The sequence below is a fragment of the Geobacter psychrophilus genome, assembly GCF_056821595.1.
Genome location: NZ_JBXDTU010000004.1, coordinates 2329405 through 2346680 on the forward strand (window position 1 = coordinate 2329405; position 17276 = coordinate 2346680).

Sequence of the window (17276 nt, forward strand, 5' to 3'; positions counted from 1 at the left end):
CATGAGCCCTCTTGAGCGAACGACAGACGAACCGACCAACGAGGAGCGTGCCGACCGAATCGACACGGTTATGCAGGCCTACTGCCTGACACTCGAAGGACGGGATTTCGATGGCGACGAAGATGACGTTAAAGACATGCTCACGGACCTGATGCACTTCTGTAAGCGGATGGAGATTAACTTTGAGGAGAATTTACGCGTCGCCCGCAACAATTACAAACATGAGAGAAATGCGGAACATGGTGACGCCGACCATCTCGGCTGCCCGGTATGCGGCTGTTTTCTGGAAATCTCACGAACCGACACCCTGTTGGGGATTGACCGGGAGATTTTTGAATGTCAGAGCTGCGATGAAACCTTCATCCGGGAACTGACGGTAGCAGACAGTCCCATTGAACGGGCCGTGAAGTGCGTCGGCTGCGGCAGCATGATTCCGCAATCATCAGCACGCATCTTCTACCAGCGGGACGACTTCGCCCATTTTATTGGCGAATGCTGCTGGGACGAACGACTGCGCGACTGACCCAACAACTATATTTCAACCTGCGGGGAGACACGACACCTCCCGAGGGGGAAGTTTGTCTCCCCGCCTTACTGCAAAGGAGACAGATCATGCCCACTAAAATCACTCTCAACCCCGGTTACGCCGGCGGTGTTTATGTTCTCGACCATGGCGAGTTCTATACCTGCCTGGGCTTCGATGTTGTCTTGAAGAAGGCGGCAGCCCTGGCAACTGAACTGAACTCTCCTGCACATTCCCCTGTCCCGAACGAACGCGGCACCATGGCAGCTTATCGCAAGTATGCTGACATGGTTGATAAAGCCCGCCAGAAGAATATAGCCACAGGATGGCGCTCGCGTGTTGACCTTACAGCCGATCTGATCGGCCTGGAGGGAAAACGTGTGGAGGTCATCGACTGCTACGGAGATCGCCGACGTTTCATCGTCGGTCGGTCGACCGGGTGGATACCATGCCACCTGGAGATCAAATCCCGGAGCAGTTCAGGCGGCGAAGCTGTCTGGGGAACTCCGTTTCGTTCGGTACGAGTAGTTGGAGGTACAGCATGAACACAGGCCATTACACTACAGGAGGTGCGAGAAGAATGACTGTTAAAACTGTCATCTCTGCGGCGAAGGAATTCGGCGTACCGGAACGCTATGCGATCATGCGCCGGCTTACCTTCATACAACCGCAAATTAAACATCTGGAGCGTGAAATCTGGGGAGCCCAACGGCGGTTCGAGCGAAGTTCTGATCCGCTGGTCAAGGCCCTGACTGAATCCTTCATCAGAGACCAGGAAAAGGAGCTGCGCCCCCTGAAACGGGAGGCAACAGCGCTTCTCAACCATGTCAACGGCAAGGAGACGGTGCAGGCACCCGGCGGGATAACCCCGGAGATGATCGACCAGGCCCGTCAGTATCCCATCACCAGCATCATCGAGTTTTCCAAGGGGCGGTACCGTTGCTGTCCGTTTCACAAGGACCGCAATCCGTCCATGGCGCTTTACGATAACCATGTCCATTGCTTTGTCTGCAATCGGTCATGGGATTCGATCAGCGCCACGATGGAGCTGGATGGTGTGAGTTTTCGGGAGGCCGTACTGACTCTCCAGTAACCTGAATCAATAACAATCAACCCTATGGGGGCGGACACTGCCCCTGGGGGAGTCCGCCCTCAACATTTTAGGAGGCGGACATGAATCTCAATCTCTTCGGAGAACCAGTAGAGCCGACAACAAAAAGAATTTTCATAAAATCTATCGAAGCCCGTTACCGCAACGAGGTTGTCAGAGATGACGCACCGCAGTGGGTATCGAAGCGGTTTACGCAGCCTCAACAGGTATTCGAGATGTTCCGGGATCTCCGTTTGGAGACGAAGGAGCACTTTATCGTTCTGCATCTGGACGGGAAAAACCGGATCGTCTGCTTCGATCGAGTATCGATTGGCTCACTTAATCAGGCCATTGTCCATAGCCGCGAGGTCTTCAAAACGGCATGCCTCTCGAATGCGGCAGCCGTCCTCCTCGTGCATAATCACCCTACAGGTGACCCGACACCCAGCCAGGAAGACATCGCCATTACCAGACGTCTCAAGGAAAGTGGCGAGATTCTCGGCATCAAGGTGCTGGATCACATCATAGTCGGTGATGACGAGTTCCTGAGCTTTGTCGAACGGGGACTCTTGTAAATAATAATGAGGGAGCGGCGCTCAAACGCCCTCCCTCGACTTTTCCCCCAGCCCAAAAGGGTTCCTTAGAGCCACCGTCCACGCGGTGGTTGTAGGGAGCCCTTTTGGGCCGCCATCACAACGATAAGGGGGATAGAGTCATGTCAGTTCGAGCACGCATTAACGGTAGGGAGTTCACGCTGAGTTGGGAGGAATTCGAGAAGGCGCTGCACAGGAGCAATCTTGCAGGCGGCGAATTTGAAGTTCTTGCCATACTTACGGGAGTGAAACCCTACTAGCATCTTCAGTCCGGATACCCATCCGGCCTGGATAGAGGCGGCCCAAGTGGTCGCCTTACTTTATTTTCAGCACAATAGTCTAGCTGAGGCAATACACAATAATCTAGCCGAAGCCTATTTGCTCAGCCTGAGTGGGAATAAACAAATTCCCGCAAGCCCTGTTCGATATTAGACCTGAAGTACTCTTCGCTCAGCCTGGGATCAAGCCTGTATCCCGGTGACAGGGTCAAACCAGAAGTTCGTAAGAGGCGTTCCGCAGAAACGGCGCGTTCGGTAACATCCAGAAAAGGAAGTGTCTTTATTGCCGCCGAATCGAATGTGCATATGGTAAGTTCTTCCTGGCGAACTAAAACTGCTAGCGATTCAGTTTCTCCCGCATGGATGCTCTGTCGCCTAAGCGGGGGCAAACGTTTTAGTACTTCCTGCATCTCATTAGCAGTTGCGGAGGTCTCTGTCACACGTCCTGCGTCAATGTATTGCGCACGAAAATCTACTAAGATTTTTCGTCCGTCTCTCTTGTAATGTTTAACCTCAACGACAACAGTAGACGCGACATGTAGATCATGCATGTCGACCAATTTGTCGAATACATCAATTTCGAGAAGTTTGATGATTACATCAGCATCAAGAAGCCATAATTTCAATCGACTCGCCCTCCTCCTCGCTTAATCCTCGATATTCTAGGAACTCATCGATGTCTGCGCGATCGATTTCAAGTAGCTCAGAAAATTTACCGCGAGAAATCAGTCCTTTACGAAGACATTTTACTGCCAGGAGTGAGAATCTTTCCGAGGAGGGGGCTTCGTTATTTGCATCACTTCTGATACGCCGGTCAATCATAAGAAGCTCATCGTTCTTCGCTAGATCGTTCGCCTTCTCCCATTCGATCAAGCGCATGTTGGCCATACGATACAGCAACGCCTGCGTTGAAACTCCGAATTCCCGGGCTACATCAACGATATCCGAAAAAGAAAGTTTCTGTTCTTTTATCCGTGCATTCAGTTCTTCTCGAACAGCGCTTTCCGGCAGGAGAAGAGTTGAGGCAAATCGCTCGGCCTTTTTCTCTATGTCTTTGAACAAGACGTCATCCTGTTCAAGATCAGCAGGATTGAACGTATTCCAGGTAATAATATGGAATAATTCGTGGGCAAGCGTGAAATTGATTCGCCAAGGGGCTTCTTCACGATTAACAACGATAGCTGCGCCAAATTCCGGGTGAACTGTTGAGGCCGCCGAGCCAAATTCTGACAACTCCACAAAGAGAATCTTCGTACGCAGTACCTGCTCCATTATCTTCTGGAGTGACAATGCCGGCCTGCTTCCCATATTGAGAAGATTGCTCACTTTAGCTGCTAGGGCGTCGACCTGGTAGTAATTTCGAATGTCTGCCGGTGAAACCGCTATTGCGAGACCAGTTCCTTCATCAGTCAATCCAAGCAGTTTTTCCAGAAGATGGTACTCCTCGAATCTGTGTTTAATTGAGGCCTCAATTTCTGCTTTTCTCTCAGATGGTGCCCGTCGCCATAGAAAATGTACGGCAGGTTGCGGGACCTCTTCTCCCATTAGCAGATTGTTAAGGTTGCAGAAGTAGGTCTTGGCAAAAAGCGCTAATTCGCTAGCCTTAACCTCTCTCTCCCCTTTTTCGATATTGCTTAACGTTTGGTAATTGCTGAAGCCTAGTCGTGTTGCAGCTTCGCCGATTGACAATCCGACGACCTCCCGAGCCTTTCGCAGGCGCTCCGCTAACTCCATTCTCGACATCAAAATCCCCCCTTTCTGCTATCAGTAAATATAAATAAATTATGCTTGCGCGTCAACAATATAATAAATTATTATATGGTTGGTTGACAAAACCCGTATGACACAATATATTGGGTGAAGGCATAACATGGGAGCCACATATAGTGTCATAACATTTAAAGGAGATTTGCCATGTCTCGAAAAGAACATCACGTAGTACCGAATTCCAGCGGTGGGTGGGATGTTGTTAAGGCTGGTGCGCAGCGAGCGTCAGTTCATGCCGAAACAAAGAGGGAGGCTATTGATCAGGGGAGAATAATCAGTCAGAACCAGAAAACAGAATTCGTTATCCACAACAGGGATGGGAAAATTTCCGGTTCTGACAGCCACGGCAACGATCCGTTCCCTCCCAGAGGCTAGTAGATGCGGCATCGACGCCGAGTAGAGAGAAAAAATAATGATGATGCTCTCTTTCTGGAGTATCGTAAACATCTGTGGGAAGCGGGCAAGTCGGCGAGTGAGAACACTGACAAAGCCATATTGACGCTCTCTGCAGGAGCACTAGCCTTGTCCATGACATTCCTCAAAGATATTGTTCCCCTGAAGGATGTCATTGACTTGCCAATCATCATAATTGCCTGGTGTTCATTTGGAAGTTCTATCGCATGCGTTCTTATTTCACAGTACGAAAGCAGAAGAGCCATTGATGTGCAGCAACAACGCCTTGAATCGCATATTGCTATGGACTACGAAAATGCCGGTTTGCCAAACCAGCATGCCGAAAGAACAAAATATCTCAACATGGTTTCCGGAGTTTTGTTTGTCACCGGATTGGTATTAACGATTGTTTTCACGTCATTCAACGTCAAAAGGTACATGGATATGAACAATAAAATCGCAACTTCAGGTGGTAATCGAGGATATGCACCGGCTCAAATCCCATCCAACCCAAAGCCGGATGCTGGTTATACTCCACCCAAACTTCCAACACCTTCAACCGGGCAAGGTCCCTCCACATCGCCGCCCCCCCCAAAAAATAGGTAGACATGAATAAAATAATTCTTGAGCAACTTTCGAATATCGAAACTGACCATGACGTTCGTATACTCTATGCAGTAGAATCCGGTAGCCGTGCCTGGGGTTTTGCCTCCCGTAACAGTGACTACGATGTACGATTCATCTACTTGAATAAGCCAGACTGGTATCTATCCATCCGTGAACGGAGAGACGTGATCGAGTGCCCTATCTCCAATGATCTCGACATCAGCGGTTGGGATCTCAGAAAAGCTCTGGGTCTTTTCAGCAAGTCCAACCCGCCGCTCCTTGAGTGGCTCGGCTCCCCGATCATCTACCAGGATGAATTTGGACTCGCCGGGAAATTACGCGAGATGCTGACCACGGCCTTTCAGCCGCAGCGCAGCATGTTCCACTACCTGCACATGGCGCGGGGCAACTATCGGGAGTATCTGAAAGGGGAGGTCGTCAGGCTGAAGAAATATCTTTACGTGCTACGGCCGATACTCGCCTGCCTCTGGATAGAAAAGCACGGTACCATGCCGCCTACCGAATTCAGGAATCTTGTCACCGACGCTCGCCCATCCGTAACATTGAATGAAGCTATCGACGACTTGTTGAAACAAAAGATGTCGAGCAACGAACTGGATACGGCTCCCAAGATCCCGGTGCTGAACGAATTCATCGATCAGATGCTTGATCATTACAGCCTGCTGTCCGGCAAGAGGCAGACACCGGTTGCTGATTACGATGCCTTGGATCTGCTCTTCCGTGAAATGCTGCAAACCGTATGGGGTGGTAAACCGTGAAGATACGACTGAATAAAATTGTGTCCGGCGGCCAGACCGGCGCCGACCGGGCCGGTCTTGATGCGGCAATAAAAGCCGGGTTTCCGGTCGGTGGATACTGCCCCAAGGGACGGTTGGCCGAGGATGGCACCGTACCGGAGCACTATCCTCTCGTGGAAATGACCAAAGGCGGCTATTCGGTTCGCACCGAGAGGAACGTCATTGAATCAGATGGAACGCTGATATTCAATATTGGCAAGCTGACCGGGGGAACTCGCCTGACCGTGGAATGCGCCAGGATGCATAACAAACCGCACATGGTGATCCAGTTGGATACCGAAATGCCGGATTTGAGCACATTGGCGGAATGGCTCGACAAGAACGAGATCAGGGTCTTGAACATTGCCGGACCGCGGGAAAGCAAAACTCCCGGGGTATACCTATTGACCTTCAGGTATCTGGAGGAGTTTTTCACGAAAGCTGGCCTCGGAGAGTAGAAAGACCAAGCATGGACGCCATCAATGTCGTAAAAACACTCCTTCCCCTCGGATAACAAGGGTGCCGGTTGACAGATGTTCCATGTCATGAAGCAGGTGTAGTCTATTGGGTAGCATCGGCGTTTTCTTTCGTTTCCTTTGACCTTGCGGCCTGCATCGTTACCAATGCTTCCAGAAAAAGAGGCGTTATGAGTCGAATTCTTTCTTCTTGCCGCAAGAACTTGCCCATTCGCTCGACCAGATCTACTCCTTGGTTGAACTTGTCGGTTGCTTTGCGGTACACCGGGTCTGTCTGGTACCAGTTCTCTGATTTCCTGCGGAACAAGTCGTTCGCCCGAAGGTGCTCATCTTCGGACAGATCGCCCTCAGCTTCGTACTTGGCTTGGAGGCGGGCAAATTCCTGCTCGTCCAGTTCAGACCAGGTAGTTGTTTTTTGTCCGCTGGTTCTACCTGCCATGACCGACAGCCCTTTCCGCGTCTGCTTCGACTCGACACACATTGTCCCAGTTCTGAGCTATCCTCATGGCTTTTCTCTTCGTGACGTATCCAAGCCGTTTGTTTCCTTCCGCCCAGGACATGTAATCTTCCAGCATCTGTACTGACGACAAAAACCAGTAAAACCGACCTGCTTCAGACACAAAGGGTGGTGGACTTTCTTTCTGGCAATATGATTCGAATGCCGATTCCAGGTCTTTGATCATCAGGAACTGCTGCTGGTACCAGTCCTCGGTGCGGTACTTGCCGGCAAAGGCGTCGATGCCACCAAAAGAACCATAATCTTCTGCCAGGAATCGTTTGACGATATCGTGGGTTAGGGTGACACCCGCATATTTTCTGACGAATATCGGGTTTGTCAGGCATCGCTGAGCCATGTCGGCGCAATCGGCCTCGGTCAAGCCTATTTCGTTTTCCTCTGATAATTCGCGCACTGCGTCAAGGATGATTTCCTCAGTTTGACTCATTTCCTTCCCTTCTTGCCTTTCCAAACATATCAAACCCTTGCCGAACGAATGCTACCATCAGATCCCGCCGCTGCTCGTCCGACATGGACACACCGCGTTGGGCAAGATCCTGGATAGCCCGGTCGCCGGCCCAAACTGTTTCCAGCATTTCCTTGATGCCAGGCTCCTCGAAATACAGTTTGAGCGAGCCAAATTCTGCCAGCTCCGCGTACAGTCGCTTTTCTTCCGGAGTCACCGTCTTGTCCTGTACTTTCGGCCAGAGATCGCGGATACCGTTTTCCCGCTGTCTCTCGGTATACTTCCGGCGAAGTTCTCTATATCGGCGTTGATGGAGCCTATGCGTCATGATTCGACCCTCCTTGATTGTATTCCTTCGACTACATGACGGCAGTCGCCCACTCCCCGCACCAGCGCACCATTGCTGTCACCGGGAATACGGTATTTTCGGCTATTGCAGAAGGTGGTTCCCGGCGGGTGCCGTTTGTTAGAGGAGGGAAGCGGAGGCATTCGCCAAGGTCGCTGTTCTCTTTAATACCAAGATATTCGTCGCTCCAGTACCGGCATGTGGCGCAACATTTTTCAGTGTTTGAAAGTGCTTCGTCAATTTGCTTGGCTTCCTCGTCTGCTATCAGCATTTTGCCGCTCCCGGTGAGTATCCAGTTAGCGTTGCCTCCGAGCATTGCTATTGCCATAAAGACATTGCCGCCCGGGTAATTGCGCCCACATTCATATGCCTGGATTGCTGGCAGACTGATACCCAAAGTCTCAGCCATCTCTTTTTGGCTCTTGCCGAAATGCTTGCGAAGCTGTTTCAGTCGTTGTGCAATACTTTCAAGTTCAGATGGCATCCGAATGCCTCCCAACTATGCTCTGTACCGTTGAGTCCTTGATGTCACTCAGCTCCTTGTCAATCACGGACGACAAGCCTGAATACTTACCGAGAACAAGGAGAAGGTCTCCTTTTAGCGCCTTCATGATTATTTCTGCCGTCCCATAGACTCGTGACAATCGCTGAGCACAAGTACAGCGTTGCTGTATGTCATGACGCAGATGATTCCCGCAGCCAACTCTGCACGGCCTCTTTCTCCCGGAGGCTTTTCAATTCGTACTCCCAATGTTCCGATGCGCAGGAATCGCAACAGTAGGACGCTACTCGAACCCGCAGGTCCCCCTCTTCAACAAACATCACATGCACCATTTCATCTTTCGCGACAGACTTTCTGCATGACTCACAGAGTTGCTCCGGCGGTCCTTCCAGCAAATCATTGTTGCAAACGGTCTGGAACCGTGCGCAGTCAACTCTGATGAATGCCCGATGCCAGTAAGCATCGCCATCAACCGGAAGAATGTTGCGCAGGTGATGACATGACAATTCCTGAGAATAGCTTCTATTACAAAAAGGGCAAGTCCCACGATCGAAGTGGTCGCTTATCCCGGAGATCATGGTCAGCACTCCAGGGGTGAGATCCTTCTGATCACAGACAACGGGCTTGCCTTCGTGGTCCCAGAGAATCATGGCGACACCTCAGTCTCCTGGTCTGGAGCGGATTGTATGTTTGAATCACCACCCGGCGATGGCGGCGCCGTAGTGATTGCCAAAGGAATTTTCCTGGTGAAGCGTTTATGCTCCCGGCCACTGGCGGCATAGATGGCGCTGGTGCTGATGTCTTCATGGCGCAAGGTATCCTGAACGGCCCGGATGTCCTTGGTGACATCGTATAACATTGTGCCGCAGGTGTGCCGAAGAGCATGGCAGGAAACCCGTTTCCGTTTCAGTCCGGCTTTGCTCAGGTAGCCGTCAATGACACTATTGAGGCCGATACGCGATATCCGACCCCTGCCTCGCCCATTCTTGCGCACGCTGAGAAACATTGGCGTAACGAACACTTGCCGGTGATGGATGGTAGTTTCCTCGACGACAACCTCACCCCTGGCAGCAAGGTAGGCCCGGATGGCGGCCACTGTATCTTCCCGGGGGTAGATATAACCGTCTTTGCGCTTGCCGTGGACCAGGATACGCACACCACCCTCGACGGCTTCGATGTCTTCGACATTGGCCCGCTTGATTTCGACACGGCGGAGTCCTTCGAGCAGCATAAGTGCAATGATGGCCCGGTCGCGCAACCCCTTGATGCTGCCAAGTACGGGAAGGTGCATGATCAGCAGTTCCGCCTGTCCGGCAGTAAGATGCTTTTGCTCAGATTTAGCTTCCCGTGCGACAGGGGGGCGAACATTGGCCGCCGGATTGATGGCGATCAACCCCCGGTTCATGGCGACTTGGTAAAACCGTCTGATCACGGTCAGCTTTACCGCGATTGACGATGCTTTCATGCCGGCCTGGATGAGTTCGTGGCGAAAGCTCTCCACATCGGACTGGGTTACGGCAGACGGAGTGATGCTGCGGGCGGTGCACCAGCGGAGCCAATGGTTGAGGTGAGACGTGTAGGTTTTGATCGTGTCTTCGCGTGGATCACCCAGGGCAACTTCACGTTCCAGCCAGTTGCGTACTGCGGCTTCAAGATCCGCTGGCAGGTTGTCCGGGATCTGGCTGGAGATCAGTGCCGAATGGGGGCCACCGGTCAGGATGATATCATTATTCATGCGGATGCTCCGATTCGATGCTGGTAAGTGACGTGTGCACTACGGCGCTGACAAAACCGCTGATGAACGCCATGATCTCCCGAGGGGGGCCGTGGTAGAGCGATACACTCGGCACCCGGTCTGGCCGTGGACGTCGATAAAGACGGTTGACGGTGAACCCGGTCCCGGTTCGCTCGACCTTCAGGCCCGAGTCCCAGGATTTGAGCTGATTGTTGTTTGCTGAAATACACGCTTTGCTGAGAGCGCGTTCCGTGATCTTTGACAACCTGACCCCCCTTGTAATTTCCTGTCGAAGTGTGACGTAAAACCGGCCAGTCAGTTGGCCGTCTTTCTGGGCGGAATACCTATACATAATTGGGGAAATGTATAGTTAACCGCTTAATTCAGCCGATTCCTGATTTTTGTCGAAGATTGACAGAGAACGTCGCCCGGAGTTTTCCACAAGTCTCGTTGAGAACCACCCTTGAATCTGTGGATGAGGGTTGAGCATCCAAGGAGGTTTCAACGACTTAATCGGATTGCACAAGAAACAGGCGGCTCATTTCAGAGTTGTCTCCTGATAACCTTTACGGATCTTTTGCCGATAAAGACGATTGGCCTCCTTAACGGCGTCCTCAATTTTGGGATACCATTCCTCTTTACAGCGCACCCGATACCCGATTCTTCCCCATGCCCTGAACAGCACGACATGGAATAGTCCCTGGCAGATCTCCAGGAAGTAGATCCGTCGGCGGTTCAGTGCCGGGTTGATCAGGACGAGTTGACACCGGCAGTAACCAGTGAACTTCGAAGTGACCGACATTATCGTCTCAATGGCAGCGGAAATTTTGTGCTTCTATTATGTATATCTATTGGGGGGGAAGGTGAGGCGGGGTTTTTCTTGTAAATACTGGACTGATGGCATTATGCGAACTGCGTCAACTACTTTGGCTGACGGCTATAATGTGTCGCCAACTTTGATCTATTGGCAGTACATCATCTTTACGGAACCAGAGGTTTGAGCCTGCTGTTTCAGCTTGTGAATAGGCCCAGAAGGCAATCTTTTCGGTTGCCTCCTGATTATGAAGAATGCTGCGTGAGTCGAACTCCTGCGCTAGTGCCTTGCCGTGGAGTTGATTTCTTTTCTGCCAGTTTTCCAGATGATAAGGAGCTGCAAGAAAATCTCTTTTACTTCTGTTGCAGACCGCATGGGCAAGAACAAAATTGTGCCCGAGATCCAATGGATAACGAGACCACGGAACAAAGTGATCAATGTCTCCACCTTCACGGAGTTTCCCTTTACAATAGAAACAATCATCGGCTTGAACATCTTTGAGTACAGTGCGAAGTCCTGGTAGTACAGTTCGTTCCGCACCGAAAAGAAATTCCGCTAGATCGGACTCTCCCAGAATATCAAGGTTGAGCATTCTGATGTGGCGAATCCACGCCCCTTGCACCAGGTTTCGAATAAGATCGTAAAATCTTCTGAAGTTGTAGACTATTCCGGGATGGAGATTGATGGTATTACCGCTCCCGTGCTGTTCGTACAAAAACGGAACAATTGAACGACCCACCACTTGAAGCTTCCAAAGAGGCATCTGAGCAATGATCGCAGCTACCTTGTTCAGTAAGGCATCCCAGGCTTTAGCGTTCTTCCGAGCAGCGGATAACGAACCATTGAATAAGTTGTGAAGATCCATTATTCGGCTCAATACAACCGGCTGCTGCCCAGTCCCCTGCTTCAGAACCCGGACGGGAGCCTGCAGATTGCCGTGAGAATATGGTACAGCTTGTCGCCAGTAATACTCCGCAAAGCTCTCGGCAATATCTCGTGTCGTAAACTTTAACGGATCACCGGAATCATCTCCGTTTTCAACTGCATAGTCGGCAAGGGACATGATCAAGGCAAATTTGTACGTCGCTACGAAAGATCCTTCATCGAGGATTCGTTGAATGTTTGTTATGAATCTTAGTTGCTCTTCAGCAGCTGGTATCGCCATAGCTATTTCCAATATGCTGCATTATCCGGGAAGATCCAGCGCACTCCACCGCGAGGATCAGGCATGTCGCCAGCGTAGCGCGGGATCAGGTGGACGTGCAGATGCATGACAGTTTGTCCGGCAGCAGTCCCGTCATTGATGCCTACATTGAAGCCATCAGGGTTATGCTGCTTCTTCAGGGATTCACGCAATTCAGCTAACAAGTCGAGTATTGCAGTCTGTTCTTCTTTGGTCACTTCAAAGAATGAAGCTATATGACGTTTCGGAATGATCAGACAGTGACCGGGGGAAACTGGGTAGCCATCGTAAATGGCAATGGCATGGGTGTTAGTCTTTAATATTCTGGAGTTGTCCAAATTGCAGAATGGGCAAGCAGATTGACAGGTGTTCTCCATGTTAATAGCTCATTTCAGGGGCAGATACCATTTCCCCCTTGACTTGTTCGACAGGCCATCCCTTCTTGCACGGAACACATCCATAGAATTGCTGGCCATCTTTTGGACCACTCTGAAATTGGCGTAAGACGAGTTCACTCCCACAATCAGGACATGTTCTTTTTTCTACCACAACCGCCTCCGGCAATACTGACTCAGATTGACTGGTAATTTTGGACTGGATCTCTATCTGTCTTGTCCCGTTGCATTTAGGATATGCAACACATCCCCAGAATTCCTTACCAGCATTTGCACCTTGTCGTGCCACGCGTTTTTTCATTTCTGAACTGCACTTTGGACAAACAGGCGATGTCACTGCTGATTGTGACGGCGCGGGCGTTGGAACTGATGATGGTGCCGATACAGCAATCGTTTTACTGGCAACATCGATCATCTGGCGGAGCCTACGACCATCAATGAGGGTGAGATTAAGACCCTGTGCAAAAGTCTTGGCCTCTTCCGTGTATTCCCCGGACGTCACGAAGTATCCACCGGCAACACCACGCGCTGTCATCACACCATAAAACTCCCGCACCGGTTGCACTCCGACCTTGTAGGCCTTCCACTGTTTGCATTGGACAAGATACGTTTCACTTTTCTGACGGAGAACCAGGTCAATGCCTCCATCAGGACCGTTGCCACCCTCGCGTGTCACCTGGAATCCGTTGCGCCGGTAATACTCGCTAACGAATCTCTCGAAATCGCCCCAACTCATCTCGTTCAGAGATGCAACTCCTGGTCGCGCAGCCACCTTATCGTAGAGTTTCTTTTGGCGTATTGCTGAAATTCCGGAAAGAAGAGCCCCAAAACCAAAAGCAATAGGAAGTACAAACTGGCCAAACATTGCCATAGTAGTGAAAAGCCCCTTTGCCATGGCATCGCCCAGTTGGCCAGGCGAAGTTGCTGCAGGCATGACGGGTCGTGAAGCAATTGCATGCAGCACCAGATAGGAAACGACTGCCAGTGCAAGACCTGCCCACCATGGCAGCTTGCTGACGATCAGAATCATATCTTCAAATGGACTTGTTTTCTTTCGTGCCATCATATCTCCGTAACATTCCGAATTCAGCTATAGTATTGTGTACAACTAACCACTATTCACCCAAATCAATCATCTGGTCAGTGATCTCAGAAAAAGCAACGTCATGGCTGACAAGGAACAGCTGATCGTACCAGTGTTCCGTCACCTCCTCCCGGCCAACGTCAATGGCACGGAAGGCTTGTGCCAGGTTTTCTCGGCGGGTGGCGTCCAGATTGGAGGTCGGTTCGTCAAAAAATGCAATCCGCGCACCAATGGTTTGCAGTAGGGCCAGGCGGAGGGCCACCACCGCGCTCATCATCTGCCCGCCGGATAGCTGGTCATCAGTCCGCTCCCGCAGGTTTCCGTCGTACATATCCTTCAGCACGATCTGATAATTGTCGCCCCAGTACAGCTCTTCATCCGACTCGGCAATGGTACGATAGATCCGGTCCGCACGCAGGCTGATCTCCTCGCGGAAACGCTCCGATAGTTGTGCCGAAACATTTTTGAACACCTGATTTCGCAGGAACTTGACCAGTTTTTCCTTCTCTGCGCAAGAGGCGCATTCGGCCTGTTTAGCGTCAATATCCGCCTGCACCTTCTGTAGTTTTTCAATCTCTGTGGTCAGTCGCTTGGCATTCTTATCCAGATCGACGACCTGCTGCTTGAGTCCTGCCACATCGGCAAGCAGTTGCTCCTTTTCGCTTCGCACCTGGTGCAGCAATTCAGGCTGAAAACCGCTCTGCTGCTTTGCCAGCTCAATCTGTTTCTCTTTCTGCTCTTTGGTAAGGTCAGCCAACAGAAGCTCCATTTTTTGGAGTCGCTGTTGGCGAGAGTCCAGATCCTGTGCAACATTCAGGTTAGCGGTATAAGCATCCCGTGTTGCCTGGTGTTGCTGCCGTTCCTGTTCTGCCGTAACAATTGCAGCATCAAGATTCCCAAAAGCGGCAAGTGCTTCCTTGCTGGTTTCGACGTTCCTCAAAGCCTCAGCATGCTGCGTTTTGATAGTCTCAAGGCCAACCTGACGCTCACGGTTCTTCTCCCGCCGCGTCGTCACGCCGACCTCTTGTTTATCCAGTTCCTGTAGCCGTATGGAACGACTGGTAATCTCTTTCTCAGCTTTTTCAGCATCGGTGAAATGCGTAGCGAGCTGAGTCAGCTGCCGATCCAAGTCCGCAGCCTGTTGCTCCAGATCCGTTAATCGAGTACTGAAGACATCTCGAGGCTGCGAACCGGCAATGTTATGGCATTGTTCCTGAAAAAATGGGCAGACACCTTCTGCCAGTTTTTCTTTGCCCTCTTGCAGGCTCTCTCGCCGACCATCGAGCAAAGAGCGCTGTCCCTTCAGCAGGTCAATCTGTTTGCGCAGATCTGGCAATTGGGCAGCCAATGCGGTCAACGCGGCATCAGGTTGCAATTGCGTACGACTGGTGTGAATGGCCGTCAGTTCGGCATCAAACTGTTTATTAGCATTCTGGATTTCGGATCGTTCGTGCTCCAGTTTTTGCCCCAACTTCTGGGCATTTTTTTCCAGAGCCACTATGTCCTGTTCAATGGCCCTCCGTTGTTGTTCTTTCTGCCGTAGTTCAGCCAATTGCATTTCAATCTTGTCAAAAGCTTCTTTTCCGGCCTTTGATTCCTCAACTATCTTCTGTGCCTGCACGCTCTCGTTGATCCGGAGTTTTTGTTCTGCAGTCTTTCCACTGCCGTCCTTGATTCGGCTCTCAAGCAACTGCACCTCATTGGCCAGGGCAATCACAACCTTCTCGGCTGCATCGAGTTCCACTACTCGTGCCTCGACCGTGACAAGGACTGCCTCTTTATCAGAAATGCTTTGTTTCCGGGTAACAAGATCATTGGTGGTTTGCGTCATTTCAGCCGTCAGAGAGGGCACCACTGCCAGCCGCTCCTGTTTTTCGGTAATTTCTGCGGTCAGGATCTTCACTCGTTCCTGCAATGCCGACAGCATGACACTGGTCCCTTTGTAGGTCTTACGCCAGGCGTCGATACCAAGGATCTCGTCAAATGCCTCCTGCCGTTTGGTCGGTTGCTTGATAATAAACGGGCCGAGGAAGTCGTTCTGAAAGGGGCCAATCACCAGTTTGAACTGATCCGCCAGAGGTCGGCCATTATCCAGCCCGAGCAGTTCAGCAATCCTGGCCTCGGTTTCCTCGATTTTGGCGTGTTCCTCTACCTCGAAGGCGCCACCAACATTCCTGGCCAGAAGCCATTTGGTCGGAGCGCCGACCGTGCGAGTGACCTGCCAGATGTCACCATTATTGGTTTGAAAGGTGACGCTGATTTCACCTCGCTTGGTGCCAATGGTCAGAAACCGCTCAACGTTGGAGACGAAGTCCCGAGCATCAACGCCGAACAGAGCATACCCGATGGCCTCAAAGATGGTGCTTTTGCCGACACCATTCGGTCCGGACAGGACATTGATTCCTGCAGAGAAATCGATACTGGTGTCACGGTGTGATTTGATGTTCTTGAGATGAATGGAGAGTATCTGCATGGCTTATCCCTCACGCAGGAGGCCCAATAGTTCCTCCCCCTCCACATCACCCTTCAGCACCTGGTCACGAATGGCCAGAGCCAGCTTTACCAACTCATCTTCCCGGCCCTTGTATTCGCTCCGGGCAGTTATCAATTCACGCAGAACATCTTTCTCGATCTCTGCCAGATTTTTCTTTTCTCCATCAGCTCCGGCTTCGCGAGTAACCAGGGAGAGATGATTCTTGATTTCAACATGTAGCGGGTTGCAGATCTCATCGATTACCAGCCGCAGCCGCTCACGCCCCAATTCAAATGGATGAAAACGAATGCGGCCTGTAAGTTTAATCTCAAGGAGAGGTTTACGTTCATCAGATATGGCGGTAACTTTTACTGTCAACTGTTCACGGAAACGTTCCAGCGCCTGATCAGCATCTTCCGCGCCATCCAGGTCAATGGTAGTCACCAGCATGGGCCGGGGAGCGGTAGAGCGGAACTCGCTGCTGAATAGTCCATTTTCGACCGTAACCAGGTAATAGCCCTTGTAGTATTTCTCCTCGCCGAAGTTCACGCACTCCGGGGAACCGGGGTTGAAAGCGTAAGGTGTGCCGTCCTGGTCATTGATAATGTATGGCTTATGGCCATGACCAAGCGCCACGTAGTCAAAAACGTCAGCCAATGGCAGCGCCTCCTCCGGTTTCATGTTGCCGATCTCCACCGGTGAAAAGGTCCAGACACCCACATGAAATAGAAGGATGTTGTTCTTGGTGATAACTGACTCGCAGATTCGCTGAACATGATTACCGGCCTGGGTGCCGATGTAGCCGAGGCCGTAGATGTTAAGCCCCTTGATTTCGATATGTCCACCGATTCCCTGTTCGTAATCGAACGGATCGAAATGGTATCCTCCGTTTTCTGTGCGGGTAGGACGGAGAAGATGGATGTATCCCATCTGTGAAAGTGCCTCCATCCAGGAGATGCTGTCCCGCCGGTGAATCCAATCGTGGTTCCCTTCCACTGCGATGCAAGGAATACCGGCATCCTTGAGCGGTTGCAGGGTTTCAATGGTACGGGCGAAGGTGCGGGGGAGTATCTGGCCGGTGTGGAACAGGTCACCGGCAATCAGGACGAAATCAACCTGCTCAGTGATGGCATCGGATACTATGCTGCCGAGAACACAGAAAAAATCTTCGTAGCGTGCGGCTTCATCGGCAGCAGTGCGGTATGTTTTGCCGAGGTGAATGTCGGCGGTATGGAGAAATTTTGAAGTAAACATTGTCA

At 51.2% G+C, this 17276-nt stretch carries 23 protein-coding genes and 1 pseudogene; 9 read left to right on the plus strand and 15 right to left on the minus strand.

Going from position 1 to position 17276, the window contains the following annotated elements:
• The first annotated feature begins 1 nt into the window (after position 1).
• From ACOCF6_RS13380 to ACOCF6_RS13400, 5 genes and pseudogenes are all read left to right on the plus strand, one after another.
• A complete protein-coding gene (locus ACOCF6_RS13380; protein WP_482460835.1) occupies positions 2-523 on the plus strand; it encodes a hypothetical protein in 522 nt (173 codons plus the stop codon).
• Between the two features lie 89 nt (positions 524-612).
• A complete protein-coding gene (locus ACOCF6_RS13385; protein ID WP_482460836.1) occupies positions 613-1068 on the plus strand; it encodes a hypothetical protein in 456 nt (151 codons plus the stop codon).
• A gap of 35 nt (positions 1069-1103) precedes the next feature.
• On the plus strand, positions 1104-1616 hold the full coding sequence (locus tag ACOCF6_RS13390; protein ID WP_482460837.1) for a CHC2 zinc finger domain-containing protein: 513 nt from the start codon (positions 1104-1106) through the stop codon (positions 1614-1616).
• Between the two features lie 197 nt (positions 1617-1813).
• Positions 1814-2188 (plus strand): annotated as a pseudogene (gene radC / locus ACOCF6_RS13395) (RadC family protein); the annotation flags it as partial.
• Between the two features lie 140 nt (positions 2189-2328).
• Positions 2329-2466 carry a hypothetical protein gene (locus ACOCF6_RS13400; RefSeq protein ID WP_482460838.1) on the plus strand — a complete coding sequence of 46 codons (138 nt, stop codon included), beginning with the start codon at positions 2329-2331 and terminating at the stop codon, positions 2464-2466.
• A gap of 122 nt (positions 2467-2588) precedes the next feature.
• Here ACOCF6_RS13400 and ACOCF6_RS13405 read toward each other — a convergent pair whose 3' ends face one another.
• Both ACOCF6_RS13405 and ACOCF6_RS13410 read right to left on the minus strand, forming a co-directional pair.
• A complete protein-coding gene (locus ACOCF6_RS13405) occupies positions 2589-3110 on the minus strand; it encodes a hypothetical protein (RefSeq protein ID WP_482460839.1) in 522 nt (173 codons plus the stop codon).
• The gene (locus ACOCF6_RS13410; RefSeq protein WP_482460840.1) at positions 3091-4227 is read right to left on the minus strand and encodes a helix-turn-helix domain-containing protein; all 1137 of its coding nucleotides are present in this window, start codon (positions 4225-4227) and stop codon (positions 3091-3093) included. Before ACOCF6_RS13410 ends, ACOCF6_RS13405 begins: the two co-directional genes overlap by 20 nt.
• Before the next feature lie 171 nt (positions 4228-4398).
• Here ACOCF6_RS13410 and ACOCF6_RS13415 point away from each other — a divergent pair, with 171 nt between their 5' ends.
• From ACOCF6_RS13415 to ACOCF6_RS13430, 4 genes are read left to right on the plus strand one after another with little or no spacing between them, the layout of a single operon-like run.
• Positions 4399-4626, plus strand: a complete 228-nt coding sequence (locus tag ACOCF6_RS13415; RefSeq protein ID WP_078788926.1) for a DUF2188 domain-containing protein — start codon at positions 4399-4401, stop codon at positions 4624-4626.
• A gap of 3 nt (positions 4627-4629) precedes the next feature.
• The gene (locus ACOCF6_RS13420) at positions 4630-5250 is read left to right on the plus strand and encodes a hypothetical protein (RefSeq protein ID WP_482460841.1); all 621 of its coding nucleotides are present in this window, start codon (positions 4630-4632) and stop codon (positions 5248-5250) included.
• Between the two features lie 2 nt (positions 5251-5252).
• Positions 5253-6029 (plus strand): nucleotidyltransferase domain-containing protein, encoded by a 777-nt coding sequence (locus ACOCF6_RS13425; RefSeq protein WP_482460842.1) that lies wholly within the window; start codon positions 5253-5255, stop codon positions 6027-6029.
• Positions 6026-6505: a putative molybdenum carrier protein gene (locus ACOCF6_RS13430; RefSeq protein WP_482460843.1), complete on the plus strand. Its 480-nt coding sequence runs from the start codon at positions 6026-6028 to the stop codon at positions 6503-6505. Before ACOCF6_RS13425 ends, ACOCF6_RS13430 begins: the two co-directional genes overlap by 4 nt.
• 103 nt (positions 6506-6608) lie before the next feature.
• On the opposite strand, the gene ACOCF6_RS13435 is transcribed toward ACOCF6_RS13430, so the two are convergent.
• The 13 genes from ACOCF6_RS13435 to ACOCF6_RS13495 form a co-directional block, all read right to left on the minus strand.
• A complete protein-coding gene (locus tag ACOCF6_RS13435) occupies positions 6609-6962 on the minus strand; it encodes a hypothetical protein (RefSeq protein WP_482460844.1) in 354 nt (117 codons plus the stop codon).
• Positions 6952-7467: a hypothetical protein gene (locus tag ACOCF6_RS13440; RefSeq protein ID WP_482460845.1), complete on the minus strand. Its 516-nt coding sequence runs from the start codon at positions 7465-7467 to the stop codon at positions 6952-6954. Before ACOCF6_RS13440 ends, ACOCF6_RS13435 begins: the two co-directional genes overlap by 11 nt.
• Positions 7454-7813 carry a hypothetical protein gene (locus tag ACOCF6_RS13445; protein ID WP_482460846.1) on the minus strand — a complete coding sequence of 120 codons (360 nt, stop codon included), beginning with the start codon at positions 7811-7813 and terminating at the stop codon, positions 7454-7456. Before ACOCF6_RS13445 ends, ACOCF6_RS13440 begins: the two co-directional genes overlap by 14 nt.
• A gap of 31 nt (positions 7814-7844) precedes the next feature.
• Positions 7845-8315 carry a helix-turn-helix domain-containing protein gene (locus ACOCF6_RS13450; RefSeq protein ID WP_482460847.1) on the minus strand — a complete coding sequence of 157 codons (471 nt, stop codon included), beginning with the start codon at positions 8313-8315 and terminating at the stop codon, positions 7845-7847.
• A 191-nt stretch (positions 8316-8506) separates the two neighbouring features.
• Positions 8507-8983 (minus strand): hypothetical protein, encoded by a 477-nt coding sequence (locus ACOCF6_RS13455; protein WP_482460848.1) that lies wholly within the window; start codon positions 8981-8983, stop codon positions 8507-8509.
• Positions 8980-10068: a tyrosine-type recombinase/integrase gene (locus tag ACOCF6_RS13460; RefSeq protein ID WP_482460849.1), complete on the minus strand. Its 1089-nt coding sequence runs from the start codon at positions 10066-10068 to the stop codon at positions 8980-8982. Before ACOCF6_RS13460 ends, ACOCF6_RS13455 begins: the two co-directional genes overlap by 4 nt.
• Positions 10061-10333 (minus strand): hypothetical protein, encoded by a 273-nt coding sequence (locus ACOCF6_RS13465; RefSeq protein WP_482460850.1) that lies wholly within the window; start codon positions 10331-10333, stop codon positions 10061-10063. The genes ACOCF6_RS13460 and ACOCF6_RS13465 overlap by 8 nt, the downstream gene beginning before the upstream one ends.
• Before the next feature lie 273 nt (positions 10334-10606).
• Entirely contained in the window at positions 10607-10870 is a 264-nt protein-coding gene (locus ACOCF6_RS13470; RefSeq protein ID WP_482460851.1) for a WGR domain-containing protein, read from the minus strand.
• Between the two features lie 115 nt (positions 10871-10985).
• Positions 10986-12047, minus strand: coding sequence for an HNH endonuclease (locus tag ACOCF6_RS13475; protein WP_482460852.1), 1062 nt, complete (start codon positions 12045-12047; stop codon positions 10986-10988).
• Positions 12048-12049: 2 nt separating this feature from the next.
• Entirely contained in the window at positions 12050-12442 is a 393-nt protein-coding gene (locus ACOCF6_RS13480) for an HIT family protein (protein WP_482460853.1), read from the minus strand.
• Position 12443: 1 nt separating this feature from the next.
• A complete protein-coding gene (locus ACOCF6_RS13485) occupies positions 12444-13523 on the minus strand; it encodes a restriction endonuclease (RefSeq protein ID WP_482460854.1) in 1080 nt (359 codons plus the stop codon).
• Positions 13524-13575: 52 nt separating this feature from the next.
• Positions 13576-16017: an AAA family ATPase gene (locus ACOCF6_RS13490; protein WP_482460855.1), complete on the minus strand. Its 2442-nt coding sequence runs from the start codon at positions 16015-16017 to the stop codon at positions 13576-13578.
• A 3-nt stretch (positions 16018-16020) separates the two neighbouring features.
• The gene (locus tag ACOCF6_RS13495; protein WP_482460856.1) at positions 16021-17271 is read right to left on the minus strand and encodes a metallophosphoesterase family protein; all 1251 of its coding nucleotides are present in this window, start codon (positions 17269-17271) and stop codon (positions 16021-16023) included.
• Between the last annotated feature and the right edge of the window lie 5 nt (positions 17272-17276).